At 53.9% G+C, this 17,184-nt stretch carries 16 protein-coding genes; 14 read left to right on the top strand and 2 right to left on the bottom strand.

Features of this window, described 5'->3' with window-relative positions:
- The first annotated feature begins 263 nt into the window (after positions 1-263).
- The 8 genes from EUZ85_RS08280 (at position 264) to arcC (ending at position 7,160) form a co-directional block, all read left to right on the top strand.
- Complete coding sequence (locus EUZ85_RS08280) at positions 264-725, top strand: hypothetical protein (RefSeq protein ID WP_127968846.1); 462 nt, start codon at positions 264-266, stop codon at positions 723-725.
- A gap of 18 nt (positions 726-743) precedes the next feature.
- The gene (locus tag EUZ85_RS08285) at positions 744-1,235 is read left to right on the top strand and encodes a hypothetical protein (RefSeq protein ID WP_127968847.1); all 492 of its coding nucleotides are present in this window, start codon (positions 744-746) and stop codon (positions 1,233-1,235) included.
- Between the two features lie 21 nt (positions 1,236-1,256).
- Positions 1,257-1,760, top strand: coding sequence for a hypothetical protein (locus EUZ85_RS08290; protein WP_127968848.1), 504 nt, complete (start codon positions 1,257-1,259; stop codon positions 1,758-1,760).
- 222 nt (positions 1,761-1,982) lie between these two features.
- Positions 1,983-2,180, top strand: a complete 198-nt coding sequence (locus tag EUZ85_RS08295; protein WP_127968849.1) for a CsbD family protein — start codon at positions 1,983-1,985, stop codon at positions 2,178-2,180.
- 246 nt (positions 2,181-2,426) lie between these two features.
- Positions 2,427-3,863 (top strand): arginine-ornithine antiporter, encoded by a 1,437-nt coding sequence (gene arcD, locus EUZ85_RS08300; protein WP_127968850.1) that lies wholly within the window; start codon positions 2,427-2,429, stop codon positions 3,861-3,863.
- Positions 3,864-3,923: 60 nt separating this feature from the next.
- Positions 3,924-5,174 (top strand): arginine deiminase, encoded by a 1,251-nt coding sequence (arcA, locus tag EUZ85_RS08305; protein WP_127968851.1) that lies wholly within the window; start codon positions 3,924-3,926, stop codon positions 5,172-5,174.
- A 33-nt stretch (positions 5,175-5,207) separates the two neighbouring features.
- On the top strand, positions 5,208-6,215 hold the full coding sequence (locus EUZ85_RS08310; protein ID WP_127968852.1) for an ornithine carbamoyltransferase: 1,008 nt from the start codon (positions 5,208-5,210) through the stop codon (positions 6,213-6,215).
- Between the two features lie 15 nt (positions 6,216-6,230).
- On the top strand, positions 6,231-7,160 hold the full coding sequence (gene arcC, locus EUZ85_RS08315) for a carbamate kinase (RefSeq protein WP_127968853.1): 930 nt from the start codon (positions 6,231-6,233) through the stop codon (positions 7,158-7,160).
- 30 nt (positions 7,161-7,190) lie between these two features.
- Here arcC and EUZ85_RS08320 read toward each other — a convergent pair whose 3' ends face one another.
- Positions 7,191-7,943: an ABC transporter substrate-binding protein gene (locus EUZ85_RS08320; protein WP_127968854.1), complete on the bottom strand. Its 753-nt coding sequence runs from the start codon at positions 7,941-7,943 to the stop codon at positions 7,191-7,193.
- An 897-nt stretch (positions 7,944-8,840) separates the two neighbouring features.
- Between EUZ85_RS08320 and EUZ85_RS08325 the strand changes: the two genes are divergently transcribed.
- The 6 genes from EUZ85_RS08325 to EUZ85_RS08350 all read left to right on the top strand — a co-directional run bounded on the left by EUZ85_RS08325 (position 8,841) and on the right by EUZ85_RS08350 (position 16,333).
- Complete coding sequence (locus EUZ85_RS08325; protein WP_370454926.1) at positions 8,841-9,215, top strand: DUF6559 family protein; 375 nt, start codon at positions 8,841-8,843, stop codon at positions 9,213-9,215.
- Positions 9,216-9,516: 301 nt separating this feature from the next.
- Positions 9,517-10,245: a TetR/AcrR family transcriptional regulator gene (locus EUZ85_RS08330; protein WP_241566994.1), complete on the top strand. Its 729-nt coding sequence runs from the start codon at positions 9,517-9,519 to the stop codon at positions 10,243-10,245.
- A gap of 2 nt (positions 10,246-10,247) precedes the next feature.
- Positions 10,248-11,639 (top strand): efflux RND transporter periplasmic adaptor subunit, encoded by a 1,392-nt coding sequence (locus EUZ85_RS08335; RefSeq protein ID WP_127968856.1) that lies wholly within the window; start codon positions 10,248-10,250, stop codon positions 11,637-11,639.
- The gene (locus EUZ85_RS08340) at positions 11,636-14,779 is read left to right on the top strand and encodes an efflux RND transporter permease subunit (protein ID WP_127968857.1); all 3,144 of its coding nucleotides are present in this window, start codon (positions 11,636-11,638) and stop codon (positions 14,777-14,779) included. Before EUZ85_RS08335 ends, EUZ85_RS08340 begins: the two co-directional genes overlap by 4 nt.
- Positions 14,780-14,792: 13 nt before the next feature.
- Complete coding sequence (locus tag EUZ85_RS08345) at positions 14,793-15,272, top strand: nuclear transport factor 2 family protein (protein ID WP_127968858.1); 480 nt, start codon at positions 14,793-14,795, stop codon at positions 15,270-15,272.
- A 320-nt stretch (positions 15,273-15,592) separates the two neighbouring features.
- Entirely contained in the window at positions 15,593-16,333 is a 741-nt protein-coding gene (locus tag EUZ85_RS08350; protein WP_127968859.1) for a M35 family metallo-endopeptidase, read from the top strand.
- Positions 16,334-16,763: 430 nt separating this feature from the next.
- Here EUZ85_RS08350 and EUZ85_RS08355 read toward each other — a convergent pair whose 3' ends face one another.
- Positions 16,764-17,174 carry a GFA family protein gene (locus EUZ85_RS08355; RefSeq protein WP_127968860.1) on the bottom strand — a complete coding sequence of 137 codons (411 nt, stop codon included), beginning with the start codon at positions 17,172-17,174 and terminating at the stop codon, positions 16,764-16,766.
- Positions 17,175-17,184 lie beyond the last annotated feature (10 nt).

Here is a 17,184-nt window from a genome sequence, read left to right on the forward strand (position 1 = left end):
TTCGACGCAACCTGAATAAATATGACGAAGAGCGCATTTTCGCAAAATCCCTTGAAAACGGGGTGAACGACAGGAAAAGTCGGGTTATGTTGATAGAGTGTTGCGTCTGCCCTGAATTCAGATCAGGGCGGAGGCGGCCACAGGAAGTGGCTTTCCCGGAGTTTGGCGGCGGGGTGTGAGAGTGTCGGCGCCGGCTCAAGGAAGAATAGGGAAAAGCCGTGGCAAGCAGAAATATTGAATTGCAAACGCTTGTTGAGGTTCCTATGAACTTACAAAAATTAGAAGAGCAAGTTTGTAAAGCCAGAACCGTATTTGAAGCCCATGGCCGGGAAATCAGCGACACCTATCTGGGACGCTTTCCCTACTGCGCCTGTCGCGCTGCGAGCGACATGCTCGGCACCTGGTTGACGGCGCATGGCTATGACAATGTGAACTTCGTCAGCGGCCTGCGTGGCGAGGAACCACACGCCTGGTTGGAAATGGGGGCGTTGATCGTCGATATCACCGCAGACCAGTTTATCGATGGGCCTGGTCGTATATATATAGGCGCGGATAAGCGCTTCCACGACCAATTTGGCCTGCAGGCAACCAGCGAATGTTGCTTGAGCGGCGTATTCGAAGCGCCTTACAGAACTTTCGCCGCCTATATGGAATCGGCCTTGGAATTTACCCCGCCACCTCCCCCGATGTATGCTCCGCATGCGATGCAAATTATGGAATTATAGCTACCACCGGAGTTACGTTTGTCTTCCACCCTAGTCGCCAGAGCGCGCCAGCTAAGCGCCTGGTTTCATGTCCTTTTGTGCGGCTTGTGCCTGTTTCCACCTTGGCTCGCGCTGGCGATAGCTATAGGCGCGGGAGATCAGCGGCTGTGGGCTATCACTCTGGAGGCTGCCCCCTATGGGCTTACAGCGATGGCGTTCGCTTATCTGTACGGAAAAAAGTTCGGGGACTGGTATTTACCTGTCGACGGTGAAAAACCGACATTTGAGATCGTATGCGCTTCCTGCGTGGTGTCCTTTTTAGCGGCTATCAGTACAGGAGTATGTATTGGTCTGATCTCATCCGTATGGGAAGGGATGGATGGATTTTCTATCGGGCTATTCGCTGGACTGGCCGGATACCTTTGCGCGCTGCCGCTGATATTGATTTTAGGTGGGCTGGGCGGCTTGGCGCTGACCCGGCGACTTAACAAATTGGCGGCGGACTTAAATCAGGCGGTTAAGCCCGCTTAAATCTCTGCTTAAGGAGTATGCGTGTCTCCCCAAGTTATCGCCAAAGCGCGTCAGCTTAGCGCTTGGTTTCATGCCTTTTTATGCGGTTTGTTTCTTATACCGTTTTTTGTATATGGCCTTTTTACATCCAGCGTAGATATTTTACCGGCGTCCAAGAGGCTCCTGGTTGATTGGGGGCCAATTATTCTGGAGAGTATGGCGCTTGCCTATGTTTATGGGAAATTGTTGGGACACTGGTATCTACCGCTCGAAAAAAACCGGTCTTTATTCGTGAAATTACTCACCTCCTGCATCGTTTCTTTTTTGACGGCGGTCACTTTCAGTTTGTTGGCTGGGGTGGCGGGAGTCATCGCGCTGAAAAGCGTTGAGTCAGGCTTGGGCATCGCTCTCCTAGGCATGGTTGGCGCGTCGCTTATTGTTGTAAAACTGCTTCCTTTTATTGCGCCGCTTGGTGGGCTGGGCGGCTGGCTAGTGATGAAGCATTGCGCCAAATTGATCGAACAGGAAAGCAACGAGGTTTCATGATCTCGCCTCTCTGAACTTCCGGCGTATTTTTTACAACAGCTTTGTAGAAAGCGCCTTTTCTGCACTGAATATTGGCGCTTATTTCTTACTCTTATTTGTGTTTGTTTTCATATAAATCAATGGCTTATATTGAGTTGGCCCGCTTTCTGCTCTAGTAGGAATGAGAGCTTTGCAACGAGATACGCAAAGCGACTTTTCGAGAACCAGCTAAGGAGAAAGACTATGAATTGGGACCAAATTGAAGGCAAATGGGATCAGTTTAAAGGTAAAGCCCAGCAGAAATGGGGCAAATTGACGGATGACGATCTCGACGTAATTCGCGGCCGTCGCACTGAGCTTTCCGGTCGTATTCAAGAGCGTTATGGCATGGCGAAAGATCAGGCCGAACGCGAAGTTGACGACTTCGCCAAGAAGTTATAACCGGCGTCCCCAGCCCCCGGTTGTGGCCGCGCACTTGCGCGGCTCCCTCAGACATGTTTGCCCGTCACCTTCCGTGACGGGCTTTTTTGTATAAAAAATACCCCACTTATCTGATTTTATAGAGTTTTTGTATCGGGTTTCCGAAATCCGTATGATCTGCCTCAATTTGCCGGCGGGTCACGCTGGTTTGTGTCTATAGGTGTCGCCACACTTGGCGAAGTTAATGCCCGTGAGGGGGAGGGGTTAATGACTGTGTCGGATAAGCAGCCGCAACGGCTGAGGCTTGGGGCGTTGATCGCGTTGGTGGTGGGTTCGATGATCGGTGGAGGGATTTTCTCGCTGCCGCAGAACATCGCAACGAGCGCTGGAGCCGGAGCTGTGCTGTTGGGGTGGTTGGTGACCGGCGTCGGTATGCTGGCGTTGGCGTTTGTGTTTCAGACGCTGTCGCGACGTAAACCGGAACTGGACGCGGGAGTTTACGCCTACGCTAAGGCGGGCTTCGGCGCTTATATGGGATTCAACTCCGCCTGGGGATATTGGATTTGCGCCTGGATTGGCAACGTCAGTTATTTCGTGTTGCTGTTCAGCTCTTTAGGATTTTTCTTTCCCGCTTTCGGCGAGGGCAATACGCCCACGGCAGTGATCTGCGCGTCCGTATTGCTCTGGCTGGTGCACGCCATGGTGCTCTCCGGCGTGCGCCAGGCCGCTTTTATCAACATTATCACTACTGTCGCCAAAATTGTGCCGCTGATTATGTTCGTCGTCCTGGCGCTGGTCGGCTTCAAGGCGGACCTGTTCAGCATTGACATCTGGGGCGGCGAGGAGCCTGCTCTTGGGTCCGTACTGGATCAGGTGCGCAATATGATGCTGGTGACGGTGTGGGTGTTCATCGGTATTGAAGGCGCCAGCGTTTACTCGTCCCGCGCGCAGAATCGCGCTGATGTCGGCAAGGCGACAGTGCTTGGTTTTATTGGCGTGCTGGCTCTGCTGGTGATGGTCAACGTGCTGTCCATGGGCGTGCTTAGTCGCGCTGAATTGGCGGGGCTGAAGAACCCCTCCATGGCGGGCGTGCTGGAAGTGGTGGTTGGCGCCTGGGGCTCCAAGCTGATCAATGTTGGCCTGATTATTTCATTGTGCGGCGCTTTGTTGAGCTGGACGATGCTGAGCGCGGAGATTCTGTGCGTTGCGGCGAAAGACGGCGCTATGCCGAAGGCCTTGGCGCGCACCAATTCTCGTGGTTCGCCACGGGGGGCGCTGTGGCTCAGCAACACTCTGATCCAGGTATTTCTCATCATTACCCTGTTTTCGTCAGGCACCTATCTGGATCTGCTGTACCTGGGCTCCTCCATGATTCTGCTGCCTTATTTCTGGACGGCGTTTTATGCATTGATGCTGTGTCTGCGGGGAGAAACCTATGGCGACAATGATCGCGTGCGCGGGAAAGACTTCGCCATCGCGCTGGTCGCCGTGCTGTACAGCCTTTGGCTGGTGTACGCAGGCGGCGTGAAATACCTGCTGCTCAGCTCGATTCTTTATGCGCCGGGCGCGGTGGTTTTCGCCATCGCCAGGAGAGAGCAGGGCGAACGCGTATTTACTCCCCTTGAAACCGGGGTGCTGGTTGTCTTAATTATGGCGGCTCTGGCGGGAATAGCTGGGCTGTATATGGGATATCTGTCGCTGTAGCGGCGTGATCAATAGAGTTCGCCTTTTCAAATCAATGGGTAAGCAAAGGAAGGATAGGCTATGACTGCTGCAACGCGCCTGGGCGTATTTTCGGAAGTGGGTAAGCTACGCAAAGTGATGGTATGTCGTCCGGGGCTGGCGCACCTGCGTCTTACGCCGGGTAATTGCGAAGAGCTGCTTTACGATGATGTGATCTGGGTGCAGCAGGCGAAACGGGATCACTATGATTTCGTCAGCAAGATGCAGGACCGTGGCGTGGATGTCGTGGACATGCATGATTTGCTGGCGCAGACCATGGCGCTGCCGGAAGCCCGTCAGTGGCTGTTGGATCGCAAAATTACTGACGAAAACGTAGGTGTGGGACTGGCGGACGACGTGCGCGCCTGGATGGGCGAGCTGCCTGCGGCTACTCTGGCGGAGCTGTTGCTGGGCGGTGTGGTCGGCGGCGATCTGCCGGAAGACTTCGATAGCCGGGAAATGGCCTTGTTCCGTGAGTTCATGGGACGTTCCGGGTTTGTCATTCCACCGTTGCCCAACTCGATATTCACCCGCGACACCAGTTGCTGGATTTATGGCGGCGTGACGCTGAACCCCATGTACTGGCCGGCGCGCAGACAGGAAACTCTGCTGGCTGCGTCCGTTTACCAGTTCCATCCAGATTTCGCTGGAGCGGATTTTAAAGTGTGGTGGGGCGATCCTGAAAAAGATCACGGCGCAGCCACGCTTGAAGGCGGCGACGTTATGCCGGTGGGTAATGGCGTTGTGCTGATCGGCATGGGCGAGCGTACTTCCCGTCAGGCGATTGCGCTGGTGGCTCAGTCATTGTTTCGCCATGGCGCTGCGGAGAGAGTCATTGTCGCCAGTTTGCCGAAATTGCGCTCCGCCATGCACCTGGACACGGTTTTCACTTTCTGCGACCGCGATCTGGTGACGGTGTTTCCAGAGGTGGTCAACCGAATCGAAACTTTTTCAATCCGTCCCGGCGATAACGGTGCGGATGGACGTCTGGATATTCGCCCGGAAAAAGCCCCCTTTGTGGAGGTGGTTGGAGAGGCGCTTGGCTTGCCTGAACTGCGCACGGTGCAGACCGGCGGCGACAGCTACGAACAAGAGCGGGAGCAATGGGATGACGGCAATAACGTGGTGGCGCTGGAGCCCGGCGTGGTCATCGCCTATGACTGCAACACTTACACCAATACTTTGCTGCGTAAAGCCGGCGTGGAAGTCATCACCATTACCGCCGGTGAACTGGGGCGTGGCAGAGGCGGCGGCCATTGCATGACCTGTCCCATTATTCGCGATCCGGTTTAGGCGTTAACTTTTTAGGTAACAAGGAGATTTCTTATGTCGCGTAACCTGCATAACCGCAGCCTTCTCAGTATGTTGGACTTCACTCCCCAACAACTTAAATTTCTGCTGGATCTGGCAAGAGACCTGAAACGGGCCAAGTATATTGGCGCCGAGCGTCAGCATCTCAAAGGCAAAAATATTGCGCTGATTTTTGAGAAGACCTCCACTCGCACCCGCTGCGCATTCGAAGTAGCGGCCTACGATCAAGGCGCGCATGTGACCTATATCGACCCGACCGGCTCGCAGATCGGGCACAAGGAAACCATGAAAGACACGGCGCGGGTGCTGGGGCGCATGTATGACGCCATCGAATACCGCGGTTTCCATCAGCATATTGTGGAGGAACTGGCGCAATACGCCGGCGTGCCGGTCTATAACGGTTTGACCGACGAATACCATCCCACGCAGATGTTGGCGGACGTCATGACGATGCGTGAGTTCAGCGACAAGCCGCTGCATGACATTTCGTACGCTTATGTTGGCGACGCCCGCAACAACATGGGCAACTCCCTGTTGATCATTGGCTGCCAGCTGGGTATGGACGTGCGTCTGGGCGCTCCCCGAGAGTTGTGGCCCAAGGATGAATTGATCGAGCAATGCCGTGAGATCGCCGCCCGCACCGGCGCCCGTATGACGTTGACCGATAAACCAAGGGAAGCCGTTCGCGGTGTAGATTTCATTCACACTGACGTATGGGTGTCCATGGGAGAAGCGCCGGAGAAGTGGGGCGAGCGCATCAACATGCTGCTGCCGTTTCAAGTGAACGCCGCTTTGTTGGCGGCGGCCAATAATCCCCGTGTAAAGTTCATGCATTGTCTGCCGGCGATTCACAACGCTGAGACCAAGGTGGGCGCACAGATATTCGAGCAATATGGCCTGCACAACGGCGTGGAAGTGACAGACGATGTGTTCGAGTCGGAAGCGTCCATCGTGTTTGATCAGGCGGAAAACCGGATGCATACCATCAAGGCGGTGCTGGTCTCTACCTTAGCGGATATCTGATCGGGGGACGCAGCGATGAGGATAGTAGTGGCTCTGGGCGGCAACGCCCTGTTGCGTCGGGGGGAGCCCCTGACGGCGGATAATCAGCGCCTTAATGTGCGTCTGGCGGCGGAGCGTCTGGCCGCTGTGGCGGCAGGTAATGAATTGGTGATTGCTCACGGCAACGGTCCGCAGGTTGGATTGCTGGCGTTGCAGGCGGCGGCCTATGCGTCGGTGTCGCCGTATCCCCTGGATGTGCTGGGGGCGGAAACCGAGGGCATGATCGGGTACATGATCGAGCAGGAGCTGGGCAATTTATTGCCTGCGGAGGCGCCGCTGGCTACCGTGCTCACTCAAGTGGAGGTGGACCCGGACGACCCGGCTTTCCAGCATCCCACCAAACCTATCGGGCCCGTCTACGAAGAGAAGGAAGCCGAGGCGCTGGCCTCGGAGAAGGGGTGGAGCATCGCCCGCGATGGCGACAAGTTCCGCCGCGTCGTTCCCAGTCCGCGGCCGCGGCGTATCTTTGAGATCCGGCCCATTCAATGGCTGTTGGAGAAAAGCACAGTAGTCATCTGCGCAGGTGGCGGCGGCATTCCTACGCTGTATAACCGCGATGGCAAGTTGCAGGGCGTTGAGGCGGTGATCGACAAAGACCTGTGCTCCTCTTTGCTGGCGCAGCAACTGGATGCGGATCTTTTGATTATCGCCACCGACGTGGACGCGGTGTATCAAAACTGGGGAACGCCTGACTCCCGCCCGATTGCGAAAGCGCACCCGGACGCTTTGCCGTCGGACGCGTTTCCTGCCGGCTCCATGGGGCCGAAAGTACAGGCCGCCTGCGAATTCGCCCGCGCTACCGGTAAGCCGGCAGTGATTGGTTCGTTGCGAGATATCGAGGCCATGATTACAGGAGAGGCGGGAACCCGCATCAGTACGCAATTCGCGCCTGAGACGCTGGAGTAGTCGGTTCGCCAAAGTTCGCGCGGACTGCGTTCAGTAGTCCGCCCAATTCTCGATGATTTTCGAATACACGCCTTCCGCAATCATATTCGCCAGCGCCTGATCGAAGCGTTCACGCAAATTGACGCCTTGGGATTTTTTGGAGAAGGCGATGTAGCTGGGCGTTTCCTCCACATTTGGCTGCAGGCGTTTGACTTGTGGCAGAGATCGCACTTTCTGGCCTTGCAGACGCCGATACTCCAACAGAACGCCGCGTTGATCGCCGATAATAATATCTATGTTGTCGTTGATCAGGCGTAAAAACAGGTCGTTCAGACTCACGGCGGTGATGAACTCCGTGTTCAATTCCGTGCTGCGAAAGGCGTCGAACTTTTCGCCATAGCTGAAATCCTGCAGGCCGCCAAAGCGAAACTGGGCCAGTTGCTGCAGGTCGCCATCGAACTGAATGGGGCTGTTCTCCGGCACGAACAGGGAAACGTTTTCCATCATCAACACCAGTGATGAATAATCCGAATAGGTTTCCCGTACTGGCGTTTTCAACAGCTCAAACACGCCGTCCACCTCGCCGTTCTCCAGATAGCGCAACGCCCGGCTCCAGGGCAGCTCGACCAGCTTCACCGGCTCATCCATACGCCTGAACACTTCTTGCACCAGCGCGACACTGATGCCTCGAGGCATATCGTTTTCGTTGTAGTGATAGGGAACCAGACGCGTAAAAGCGAGCACCGTTTCAGCCAAAACGGCGTGAGGGAAGAGCAATATCAATAAAGCACACAAACGGAGCATGCAAAGCCTCCGGAAATTGTCTGACGCTGGACGATCACCTGAGTCCGTCTGGCGCCGCCGACACCGGCGGAGGCCTGTGACACTCCGTTGGCCTGAACCCGCCGCAGCGGGTCTATCGAGTAAGTATAGCCTAGTTGAGAAATGGGCTATGGGAGGTTCTTAGTGCGATGGAGTTTGGCAATTCAAGTTGTATTTAGTCTTTTCTGACGATATTGGAAACTTGTCTTTTGTTGTATTTTGATAAGTCCATATCTGCCGCCAAGGATTAAAAATGTACTCGCTACTTATCACAGAAATATCAAAGCCTTTGGTAGCCTCGACGATACCAGTGAGCGAATTTGATTGGTGAGCAAATGAGAGTGTGTCCTCATTGTAAAAACAAGATATCCATTAAAGGAGCGGGGGCTTCTAAAGAGAGTCCCGTTCGTTGCGCTCAATGTGGAAAGTATTCTTATCTCTTTCCTGGTTACTATGGCGTGACTCAGCTTTTTGTAACTCTATCCTTAACCTGGCTGGTTATTGCGGGCTTACAGTTTACATGGCCTTACCTGGTAGTCAGTCTGATAGTCTCGTTGGCGATTCTGACCGCACTTGTTCTTTGTTGGCCCATGCGCAGAATGGAAGATGAACAAGTCAGGCGCTTGGAGTTGGAGCGGTAATCTAAGCCCTGATTTGTAGACGTTAGTGTCCGGGACCTTCATAGTACGCCTTTCTGTATTGTATTAAGTGGATACGAATAACCTCATCACAGAAGTAATGGAATGACGTCTTTTGCAGTCATCTTCAGTGCTGCTGTCCGGGCCGCCGCAAGTCACGTCATTGTCTCCGGTATGGACAAAAGGCGCCTGACTTTAAGCGGTGGCGATGAGTTATAAGAAGTGGGTAGGGGAGTTTAGGATGTTTACTAGAAATTGGTGGCGACGCCGGGCGGCGGTAAAGAGCTATATCAGAGTGTTGGGGCCGGCGTTAGCAAAGAGGAGTGGACGCCGGAGAGTATACCCGGTGAAAAAAGTCAGGGCTTTGGTGAAGGAGCTCGGCTTATCTGAAAAATACCTCGCCTATGCTATCGCGCTTTATTGTAAAGAAGCGGACTTCGTCAAATATTCTAATCATCACCAGACCTCGATCGACCAAGCTGTGACTTATGAATCTGCGCGAGATTTCGGAATGACACTGGCGTTAGGCTCCTTCTTTTGGAGTGGTGACTCAAGCCACAGCGGTTCCGATGGTGGATTTGACGGTGGCGACAGCGGCGGAGATTCTGGCTTCTAGCGCATTCCAGCCTATTCATTCTGCCGCCAGGGTGGATGAGACGCTGAGCTAACTCAATGCTGTGTTCCAACAGCCTTTCTTCCTTTTTTGCCTGAATCGCCCCGAGTTTATCGGCGTTGTTCTGATTCTTATCGCCAATGTAGCGACTCTCCCTCGAAAGGCGGCGGCTGAGTAAAAGACGCCACCTTAATCACGCTGATCGTTAGCGAGAATCTCTTTCTCAAAAATTTCGCTTTCTGATTTCTTATAATTAATTTATCATCCGATTAAATTAATCAATTGATAAATTAATTGGCTATGCATGCGCAAGAAAACTGAGGCTAAAGAGCCGGAAAACAAGCGTGGTCGCCCTCTGGACCCGGCGCTGCAGCAGCAGCGCAAAGACGATCTGTTGGACGCCGCCTTTGAATTGCTGCGGGAGAAAAGCTATCGCAGCATCACCATTCGCGATATCGCGGAGAAAGCGGGCATGAAGTCCGCGATGATCAGTTATTACTTCGGCGGCAAGGAAGACCTGTTTATTGCCTTGATTGAGCGTCTCGGCGAACAGCAGTTCGGTCGCATCATTGAGGTCGTCACCCAGCCTGACCCCATTCGTGGGTTTATCCGCGCCGCCATCACCAGAATCGTCGACTGTCCGCCTTTGATTACTTTCATCATCGATGAGGTGCTGTCGGAGCGTGGCAGGTTGCAGGATCGTTTTATTGATCTGATGCCCCGTCGCATGGCGATGTTTCTTCCCAAGCTAATCGAAGCAGAACAGAAAAAGGGCAATTTGCGCGCGGACGTGGACCCCAAGTGGGCGGCGTTTTCATTGGTGAATCTGATTATTACGCCTTTCATCGGCGGGCCCGTGCGCAGGCGGGCCTGGGATATGTCCGATGAACTGGTGAGCAGCGATGAATGGATCGAGCATGTCTACCGCATGTTTATCTCCGGCTGTGGCGCAGCGCCTCAATCCCATTCACAAGCTCGCCCACACTCCCATTCACACCTCCATTCACAACCTGACAATACGAAAGAGGACTGACTATGAGCCTGGCCTGGATGAAGCGTCGATGGGCGTTGCCCTTGGTAGTCGCGACCGGCGTCGCGGTGGCGGTGGCGATTATCAAGAGTCGTCCGGCGATGGAGCATGCGGATAAAGCGCAGCTGCCTGCGGCGGTGAAGGTGGTGTCCGCCAGGCGCTATGAGGTCAGGCCGCGTATTACCGGGTTTGGTGAGGTGGCGCCGGATGTGGTGCTGGACAGTAAGGCGGAGGTGTCAGGCAAAGTGACTTATGTGCACCCGCTGCTGAAGAAGGGCTCCATATTGCCGGCGGGAACGCTGGTGGTCAGCATTGACGATCGCGATTATCAACTGGCGTTGAAGCAGGCGGAAGCGGATCTGGCGGTCAGTCGCGCGAACCTGGAGGAGATGCGGCTGAACATAGAGGACACGGAGCAGGACCTGAAACTGGCCCAGGAAAAACTGGCGATCGCCAGGAAGGAGCAGGAGCGTATCGGGCGGCTGTTGCAGAAAGGCTCCGCCTCGCAATCCAACTACGACGCGCAGCAGTCCGCTGTGCTGCAGTTGCGGCAGGAAACCCAGAAACTGAGTAATCAACTGCAAACCCTGCCGTATCAATTACAGGTGCTGCAAGCCAGGCAGGATATCGCCGAAGCGGCGATGGAGACGCAGAAGCGCAATCTGGCGCGCACTCACATCAGCCTGCCGTTCAACGCCCGCATTACCCGCCTGTCAGTGGAGGAGAACCAGTTCGTCGGTGTGGGCGCCTCGCTGTATGGCGCTCAGACTATCGATAAGGTGTTGGTCAACGCCCAGTTTCCGCTCAGCCAGTTCCGTCTGCTGGCGGAGGGATTCGCCAATCTGGAGGATCTGTTTCAGAAGTTTCTGGAGCAGGACGCCGCCAGCAATATTTTCACGGAGTTGGACCTCACCGCCAGTGTCGCGCTGGCGGAAGATGGCGATACACACTGGGACGCCAAAGTAGAGCGCATCAGCAATAATCTGGAAGCGGCCTCGCGTACGCTGGGCGTGATCGTCGGCGTTGATAATCCTTATCGCACCGCCCGTCCTGGCGTGCGACCGCCGCTGATAGAAGGGATGTACGCCAAGGTGGAGCTGCAAGGCGCGCCGCAGCCGTTTTTAGTGCTGCCACGGGACGCCTTGCGGGAGCATGAGCTGTATGTGGTGGATAAAGATAATCGCCTGCGTCGAATCAAACCCCATTACAAAACCCAGGGCGCCATGCTGCTGATCCGGCAGGAGGACAGCGAGGGCGATAACGTTATTCACGAGGGCGAACGCGTCGTCACTACCGACCTGTTCCCCGCCGTGGCGGGCATGTTGGTGACGCCGCAGGAAGATAAAGACGCCGAAGCGCTGATCGAGCAATGGGCGGAAGGAAGGCAAACCCCATGATCCGCTTCTTCGCCACGCATCCAACTGCGGCGAATCTGCTGATGGGCTTCTTTATGTTCATCGGCGTGATGACGCTGCCGCAGATCAAGCGGGAAACTTTCCCGGAAATAAAAAGCTATGAAGTCGAGGTGAAAGTCGCGTATCCCGGCGCTACGCCGACGGATATCGAGCTGTCCGTCTGCAAGCCGCTGGAGGAAGCGGTGGAAGGCGTGAGCTTCATGGAGGAAGTGCGCTGCGAAGCCCGTAACTCCATGGGGCTGATGACCTTGAAAATGCTGGAAGACGGCGATTTTGACGATTTCATCGATGACGTAAAAAGCGCCGTGGATGAGATCAGCTCCTTGCCGGATCAGTCGGAAGAACCGGTGGTCAAGGAGCTGGGTCGCACGCAAAACGTAGTGACCATCGCCCTGACTGCCGACCTGCCGCGCAGCGAACTGAAAACCCTGGCGGAAGAGGTGAAACAGCGCATCCTGCGTAACCCGGATATCCCATTGGTGGACATACAGGGGTTCTCTGATCGGCAGTTTCAGATTCAGGCGCCGGAAAGCAATCTGCGTCAATACGGCCTGAGTTTGCAGGACATCGCCAATCTGGTGGCGAAACAGGATGTGGACCTGCCGGCGGGTGATGTGAAAACAGATTACCGCGACTATCAGATTCGCTTCAGCGACGAAAAACGCACTGTCACGGATCTGGAGAATCTGGTGGTGCTGCGGGGTGGTAATGGGGCGGAAGTGCGTCTGGGCGACATCGCCAAAATTGTCGACGAGTTTGAGCTGGAGGAGAACAAATCCACCTTCGACGGCAAGCCCGCCGCCTTTTTGAAAATATCCAAAAACACCCGTGACGACAGTCTGCGTATTCTGCAGGAAGTGGAGACGTTCATTGCAGAAGAGAGCCAGCGTTTGCCGCCGGAAGTGACGCTGAGTCTGACCCAGGATTACACCAGCGTCGTCAAAGACCGGATCAGCATGTTGAGCAGCAACGCCTGGCAGGGTCTGGTATTGGTGTTTGCGGTGATGTGGCTGTTTTTCGGCGCCCGCTATGCGTTTTGGGTGGTGATGGGATTGCCGGTGTCATTCCTCGCCAGCGCCTTTGTGCTGGGACATATGGGCGTGAGCATTAACATGCTTTCCATGGTGGCGTTGCTGTTGGCGCTGGGGATTCTTATGGATGACGCCATCGTTATCAGTGAGAGTATCGGTACGGAGATGCGCAAGGGCAAACGGCCTCTGCAGGCGGCGGTGGACGGAACGCTGATGGTGGCGAAAGGGGTGTTTTCGTCATTTCTCACGACCCTGTGCATGTTCACCGGATTGTTGTTCCTGGAAGGCGATATTGGTCAGGTTCTGGTGGTCGTGCCTATCGTGCTGATTTCGGTTATCACCCTCTCACTGATCGAAGCGTTTTTTATTCTGCCCCATCACTTGCAACACTCGCTCGCCCATGCGGAGAAACAGCAAGACTCTCGTTTCCGCGTAGGGTTTGAACAGCGTTTTGAGAAGATCCGGCAAGGACTTGATCGGCGCGTGTCGGTGTTGATCAAACATCGTTACGGCTTTGTCGGGGCCGTTATCGCCACATTCATTCTGTGCGTCAGTCTGCTGGCCTCTGGCGTTATCAAGTTTTCTGCGTTCCCGGATCTAGAGGGGGATATCGTACAGGCGCGCCTAATCATGCCTACCGGGACCTCGCAGGCGCGTACTGAGGCTATGGTGGCCCATTACTCTCAGGCGCTGGAGCAAACCGCTTCTGAATTCAACAAGGAACAGGATGAGCCTGCGATAGGTTCCGTGACTGTGAACTATGGACAGAATGCGGACGCCTTCGAAACCGGTCCCCATTTAGCCACTATCAGCGTCGACCTGCTCACCGCCGAGCGCCGCAACTTCAGTTTGCAGGCCTTTACGTCACGCTGGCGTGAACTGGCTGGGGAAACGCCGGACGTCTGGTCGGTGTTGTTCAAAGAGCCGACGATCGGGCCGGGTGGACGCGCGATTGAAATACGTCTGCGCGGCGACGATCTGGAGTCATTGTCGCTGGCGTCTCATGAGTTGCAGAACTGGCTGGCGGGCTATCCCGGCGTGATCAACCTGCTGGACGATCTGCGCCCGGGTAAGCCGGAGTTCACCTTGCACTTGAAGTCCGGCGCATATGATCTGGGACTGGACGCGCAAACCATCGCCGCGCAATTGCGCGCCGCATTTCAGGGCGTGACGGTGCTGGAGTCGAGCGTTGGCCTGGAAACCTATGAGGTGGTGGTGCGTCTGGATGATGAGTCCCGTGATGAGTTGGCGGATTTCGACAACTTCCCCATTGTGCATCCGGCCAGCAAGGCGCTGATTCCGCTATCCAACGTGGCGGAGATCATTCCCAGCCGCAGCTACTCGCGCATTAATCGGGTGGACAACCAGCGCACGGTCACGGTGTATGGCGATGTCGACATCAGTCTGAACAACACCAAGGCGGTGATCGGCGACATGCAGAAGCACTTCCTGCCGCAACTGCAACAACGTTATCCAGACATTCAGCTGAGCATTCAGGGCGAAATCAAAGAAGGCGCAGCCACTCAGGGCTCGATGAAACTTGGCTTCCTGATGGGACTGGCGGGCATCTTTATTCTGCTGAGTTTCCAGTTCAAATCCTATGTAGAGCCGGTCATTGTGATGCTTAACATTCCGATGGCGTTTATCGGCGTGATTGTGGGGCATGTGGTGATGGGGATGGATATCACCATGCCGTCGCTGTTGGGATTTGTGTCGCTGGCGGGCATTGTCGTCAATGATTCCATTCTGCTGGTGGAGTTCGTCAAGATGCGTGTGGGGCAGGGCATGAATGTGCATGACGCCGCCGCCAAAGCGAGCCATGACCGCTTTCGCGCGGTATTGCTGACCTCCCTGACCACCATGGCGGGAATGACGCCGCTGTTGTTTGAAACCAGCCTGCAGGCGCAGATTCTGATTCCTTTGGCCACCAGTATTGTGTTCGGCGTGGGCGCATCCACGCTTTTGGTATTGTTTGTCATCCCTTGTGTGTATACGATCCTTGAAGACTTCGGTCTGACCAGGGCGGTCGTCGGCGAACCCGAGGAGGAGTTTGCGCCGGCGCAACATCCGCCGCCGCTTACACAAGAATAAAAGGACACAAGGTATGCACCCTAACGCCGAACTGGTGACCCGTTTTTATGACGCCTTTAAGGACAAAGATTATCGAACCATGCAAGCCTGCTATCACGACGAAGCTGAGTTTCAGGATGAAGTGTTCACCCTCAAGGGCAAGGAAATCGGGGCCATGTGGCATATGCTGTGTGAACGCGGGGCGGACCTGTCGTTGCACTACCATCATGTCGAAGCCGACGAACAGCGCGGCTCCGCCCGCTGGCGCGCGGGTTATACCTTCTCCACGACCGGGCGTTATGTGCTCAACAAACTACGCGCCGAATTTGAGTTCAAGGACGGCAAAATATATCGCCACCGCGATCGCTTCGACTTCTGGCGCTGGTCCCGTCATGCCTTGGGCGTAACCGGTTGGATGCTGGGGTGGTCGCACATGTTGCGGGATAAAGTGCAGGCGACCGCAGATAGAAACTTGCGGCGTTTTATTGAGGGAAATCCGGAGTACAAGGAATAAAATAAGAGCGCATGGCGCTGTCTTTCCGAACGGCGCCATGACTTGGCTTTTTATCTCTGCTGACGACGTTGTGATGCGTCTCTCCTGTTGCTGCGATGACAATTTAGGGAACCTCTGAATAACTTCCAACCTTGCCATTACGGCGTCAAAAGTTGGCCGCTTTGTCAACGTTTATAGAGGCTCCTTAGTTAATTGGCATAATGATGGCCGCTGAAAAAAAAACGGACTAAGCACTATTGCTTATAAGGGGAAAAATGTCCTAGGTCGCTTTCCCGAGTGAAGAATATATAACAACATAGAACTACTCGGAGAGTTAAATCATGGCTTACACAGTAAGATTTGAAACCATGGGCGATGCAACCCCTTTTAATAACGGCGAACAGTTAAAAATAAACAATGCACTAGGAATGTTGGAAACAATATTGGCGGAGTCTATTACTCTTCCAAAATGCAGCTCGATAAATAGATGGTTTGGTGGAGGGAATATCAAGTCAGTTCTTGAAGGCTTGAATAATATGCATAAGTATTTAACAAGGAAATGCACTAGCCTGACTTTTGTTTCTGCACCTCGACACCCTAAAGATTATATTGGCTGGGTCAGACCGATGGTTAAAGTGGGGTTGAACCCTTACGACTCCGACTTTGACAATCAACTGGGGCAATCTTCCCATAGAAACAATGATAACTTCTTCCATCGCCTTAATAACAATGCGCCCCAAAGCAAGAAGTATACAGTCAAGGAAACGACAGGCACTTTCAGAGCCAACTGTGGATACGTTAACGTGCAAAGCGGGCTGCGAATCTACCTGACGCCTGGCTACCTGAGTGGTAACTTTGATGAAAATGATAGAAATGACGAACAATGGTTTAAGTTCCGTTGCGTCGCCCACGAACTTAGCCACCGAATTCTGGACACTATAGATATCGCTTATGGAGAGCATGAGTGTGTCAGGCTGGCGATAGGATCTGATAAGCGGGCGTCACTTAATAATGCGGACAACTGGGGGTTATTCCTGGCGGAAATATACAAGTTCCGTAATTTAAGAGCGTTGCCGAATTAAATAATAAAATTTAACTTAAAGGGAGCGCCTTTGTCTCCCTTTTAATTTTTTGTGGCTTAGTTTTTGACTTCATATTTTATAGGTACGTCAACACACAATACTTCATCTAACTTCCAAAAGCGGTCAAATAGTTCAGACTTGCATTCAAATGAGCCAAATATCTTTTCTATGTTCTCACGTCTAAATACTCAGATAAGGAATTCGTGCTGAATGAAAAAGCCCTTTAGGTCTTGGTAGATAAATATTACTGACCCTGGTTTTAATGGCTGACATAGAATATCCGAAGTCAAAACTATTGGAATAAAGTGATAGTCTGATTCAGTAATAGAATTACTTTTTAGCCATTCTATTAACTCAGGCTTTTCTCTCACAATAAAGCCGGTTTTTAGATTGTCCACATTATTATCATTTGCCATACGCTGTACTTGAGCTAACCGTCACGCCCGGGCTCATGCGCTTCATACCGGGGAAGCCGGGCGTCCAGATCGTCCCAGTTTGCTTTGGATGTGACGAAGTTATGGGAGAGGGGGCGTTCGACAATGTCTGAATCCAGAATTCCCAGACGTAATCTCACCCGATCAGGCGCGGCATCATTTGAACTGAATATCGGGGAGGCGCAGATCCGGCAAAAGTGGCGTTTGCGTCCGGGCGCCATTTCAAAAAAGGCCAAGTTTTCCGCGCCCTCCTGAACTATCAAGTCCGACGTATTTACAAACCCATTGGTGGCGTAAGCCGTACCGCTGCTCTTCCTGCACTTGGAGCAATGGCAATGAATAATCGACTCAACCGGCCCCTGTATTTCAATTTTGACCTGACCGCAAAGGCAGCTTCCTTTGTACATATTGTTTCCT

The organism is Hahella sp. KA22 (assembly GCF_004135205.1).
Lineage (GTDB): Bacteria > Pseudomonadota > Gammaproteobacteria > Pseudomonadales > Oleiphilaceae > Hahella.

Coding starts and splice junctions, on each gene's coding strand:
- EUZ85_RS08295 (WP_127968849.1), top strand. CDS start 1,983: ATGAATTGGGACCAAATTGAAGGCAAATGGGATCAGTTTAAAGGTAAA.
- EUZ85_RS08330 (WP_241566994.1), top strand. CDS start 9,517: ATGCGCAAGAAAACTGAGGCTAAAGAGCCGGAAAACAAGCGTGGTCGC.
- EUZ85_RS08325 (WP_370454926.1), top strand. CDS start 8,841: ATGTTTACTAGAAATTGGTGGCGACGCCGGGCGGCGGTAAAGAGCTAT.
- EUZ85_RS08310 (WP_127968852.1), top strand. CDS start 5,208: ATGTCGCGTAACCTGCATAACCGCAGCCTTCTCAGTATGTTGGACTTC.
- EUZ85_RS08355 (WP_127968860.1), bottom strand. CDS start 17,174: ATGTACAAAGGAAGCTGCCTTTGCGGTCAGGTCAAAATTGAAATACAG.
- EUZ85_RS08280 (WP_127968846.1), top strand. CDS start 264: ATGAACTTACAAAAATTAGAAGAGCAAGTTTGTAAAGCCAGAACCGTA.
- EUZ85_RS08320 (WP_127968854.1), bottom strand. CDS start 7,943: ATGCTCCGTTTGTGTGCTTTATTGATATTGCTCTTCCCTCACGCCGTT.
- arcD (WP_127968850.1), top strand. CDS start 2,427: ATGACTGTGTCGGATAAGCAGCCGCAACGGCTGAGGCTTGGGGCGTTG.
- EUZ85_RS08335 (WP_127968856.1), top strand. CDS start 10,248: ATGAGCCTGGCCTGGATGAAGCGTCGATGGGCGTTGCCCTTGGTAGTC.
- EUZ85_RS08350 (WP_127968859.1), top strand. CDS start 15,593: ATGGCTTACACAGTAAGATTTGAAACCATGGGCGATGCAACCCCTTTT.
- arcA (WP_127968851.1), top strand. CDS start 3,924: ATGACTGCTGCAACGCGCCTGGGCGTATTTTCGGAAGTGGGTAAGCTA.
- arcC (WP_127968853.1), top strand. CDS start 6,231: ATGAGGATAGTAGTGGCTCTGGGCGGCAACGCCCTGTTGCGTCGGGGG.
- EUZ85_RS08345 (WP_127968858.1), top strand. CDS start 14,793: ATGCACCCTAACGCCGAACTGGTGACCCGTTTTTATGACGCCTTTAAG.
- EUZ85_RS08340 (WP_127968857.1), top strand. CDS start 11,636: ATGATCCGCTTCTTCGCCACGCATCCAACTGCGGCGAATCTGCTGATG.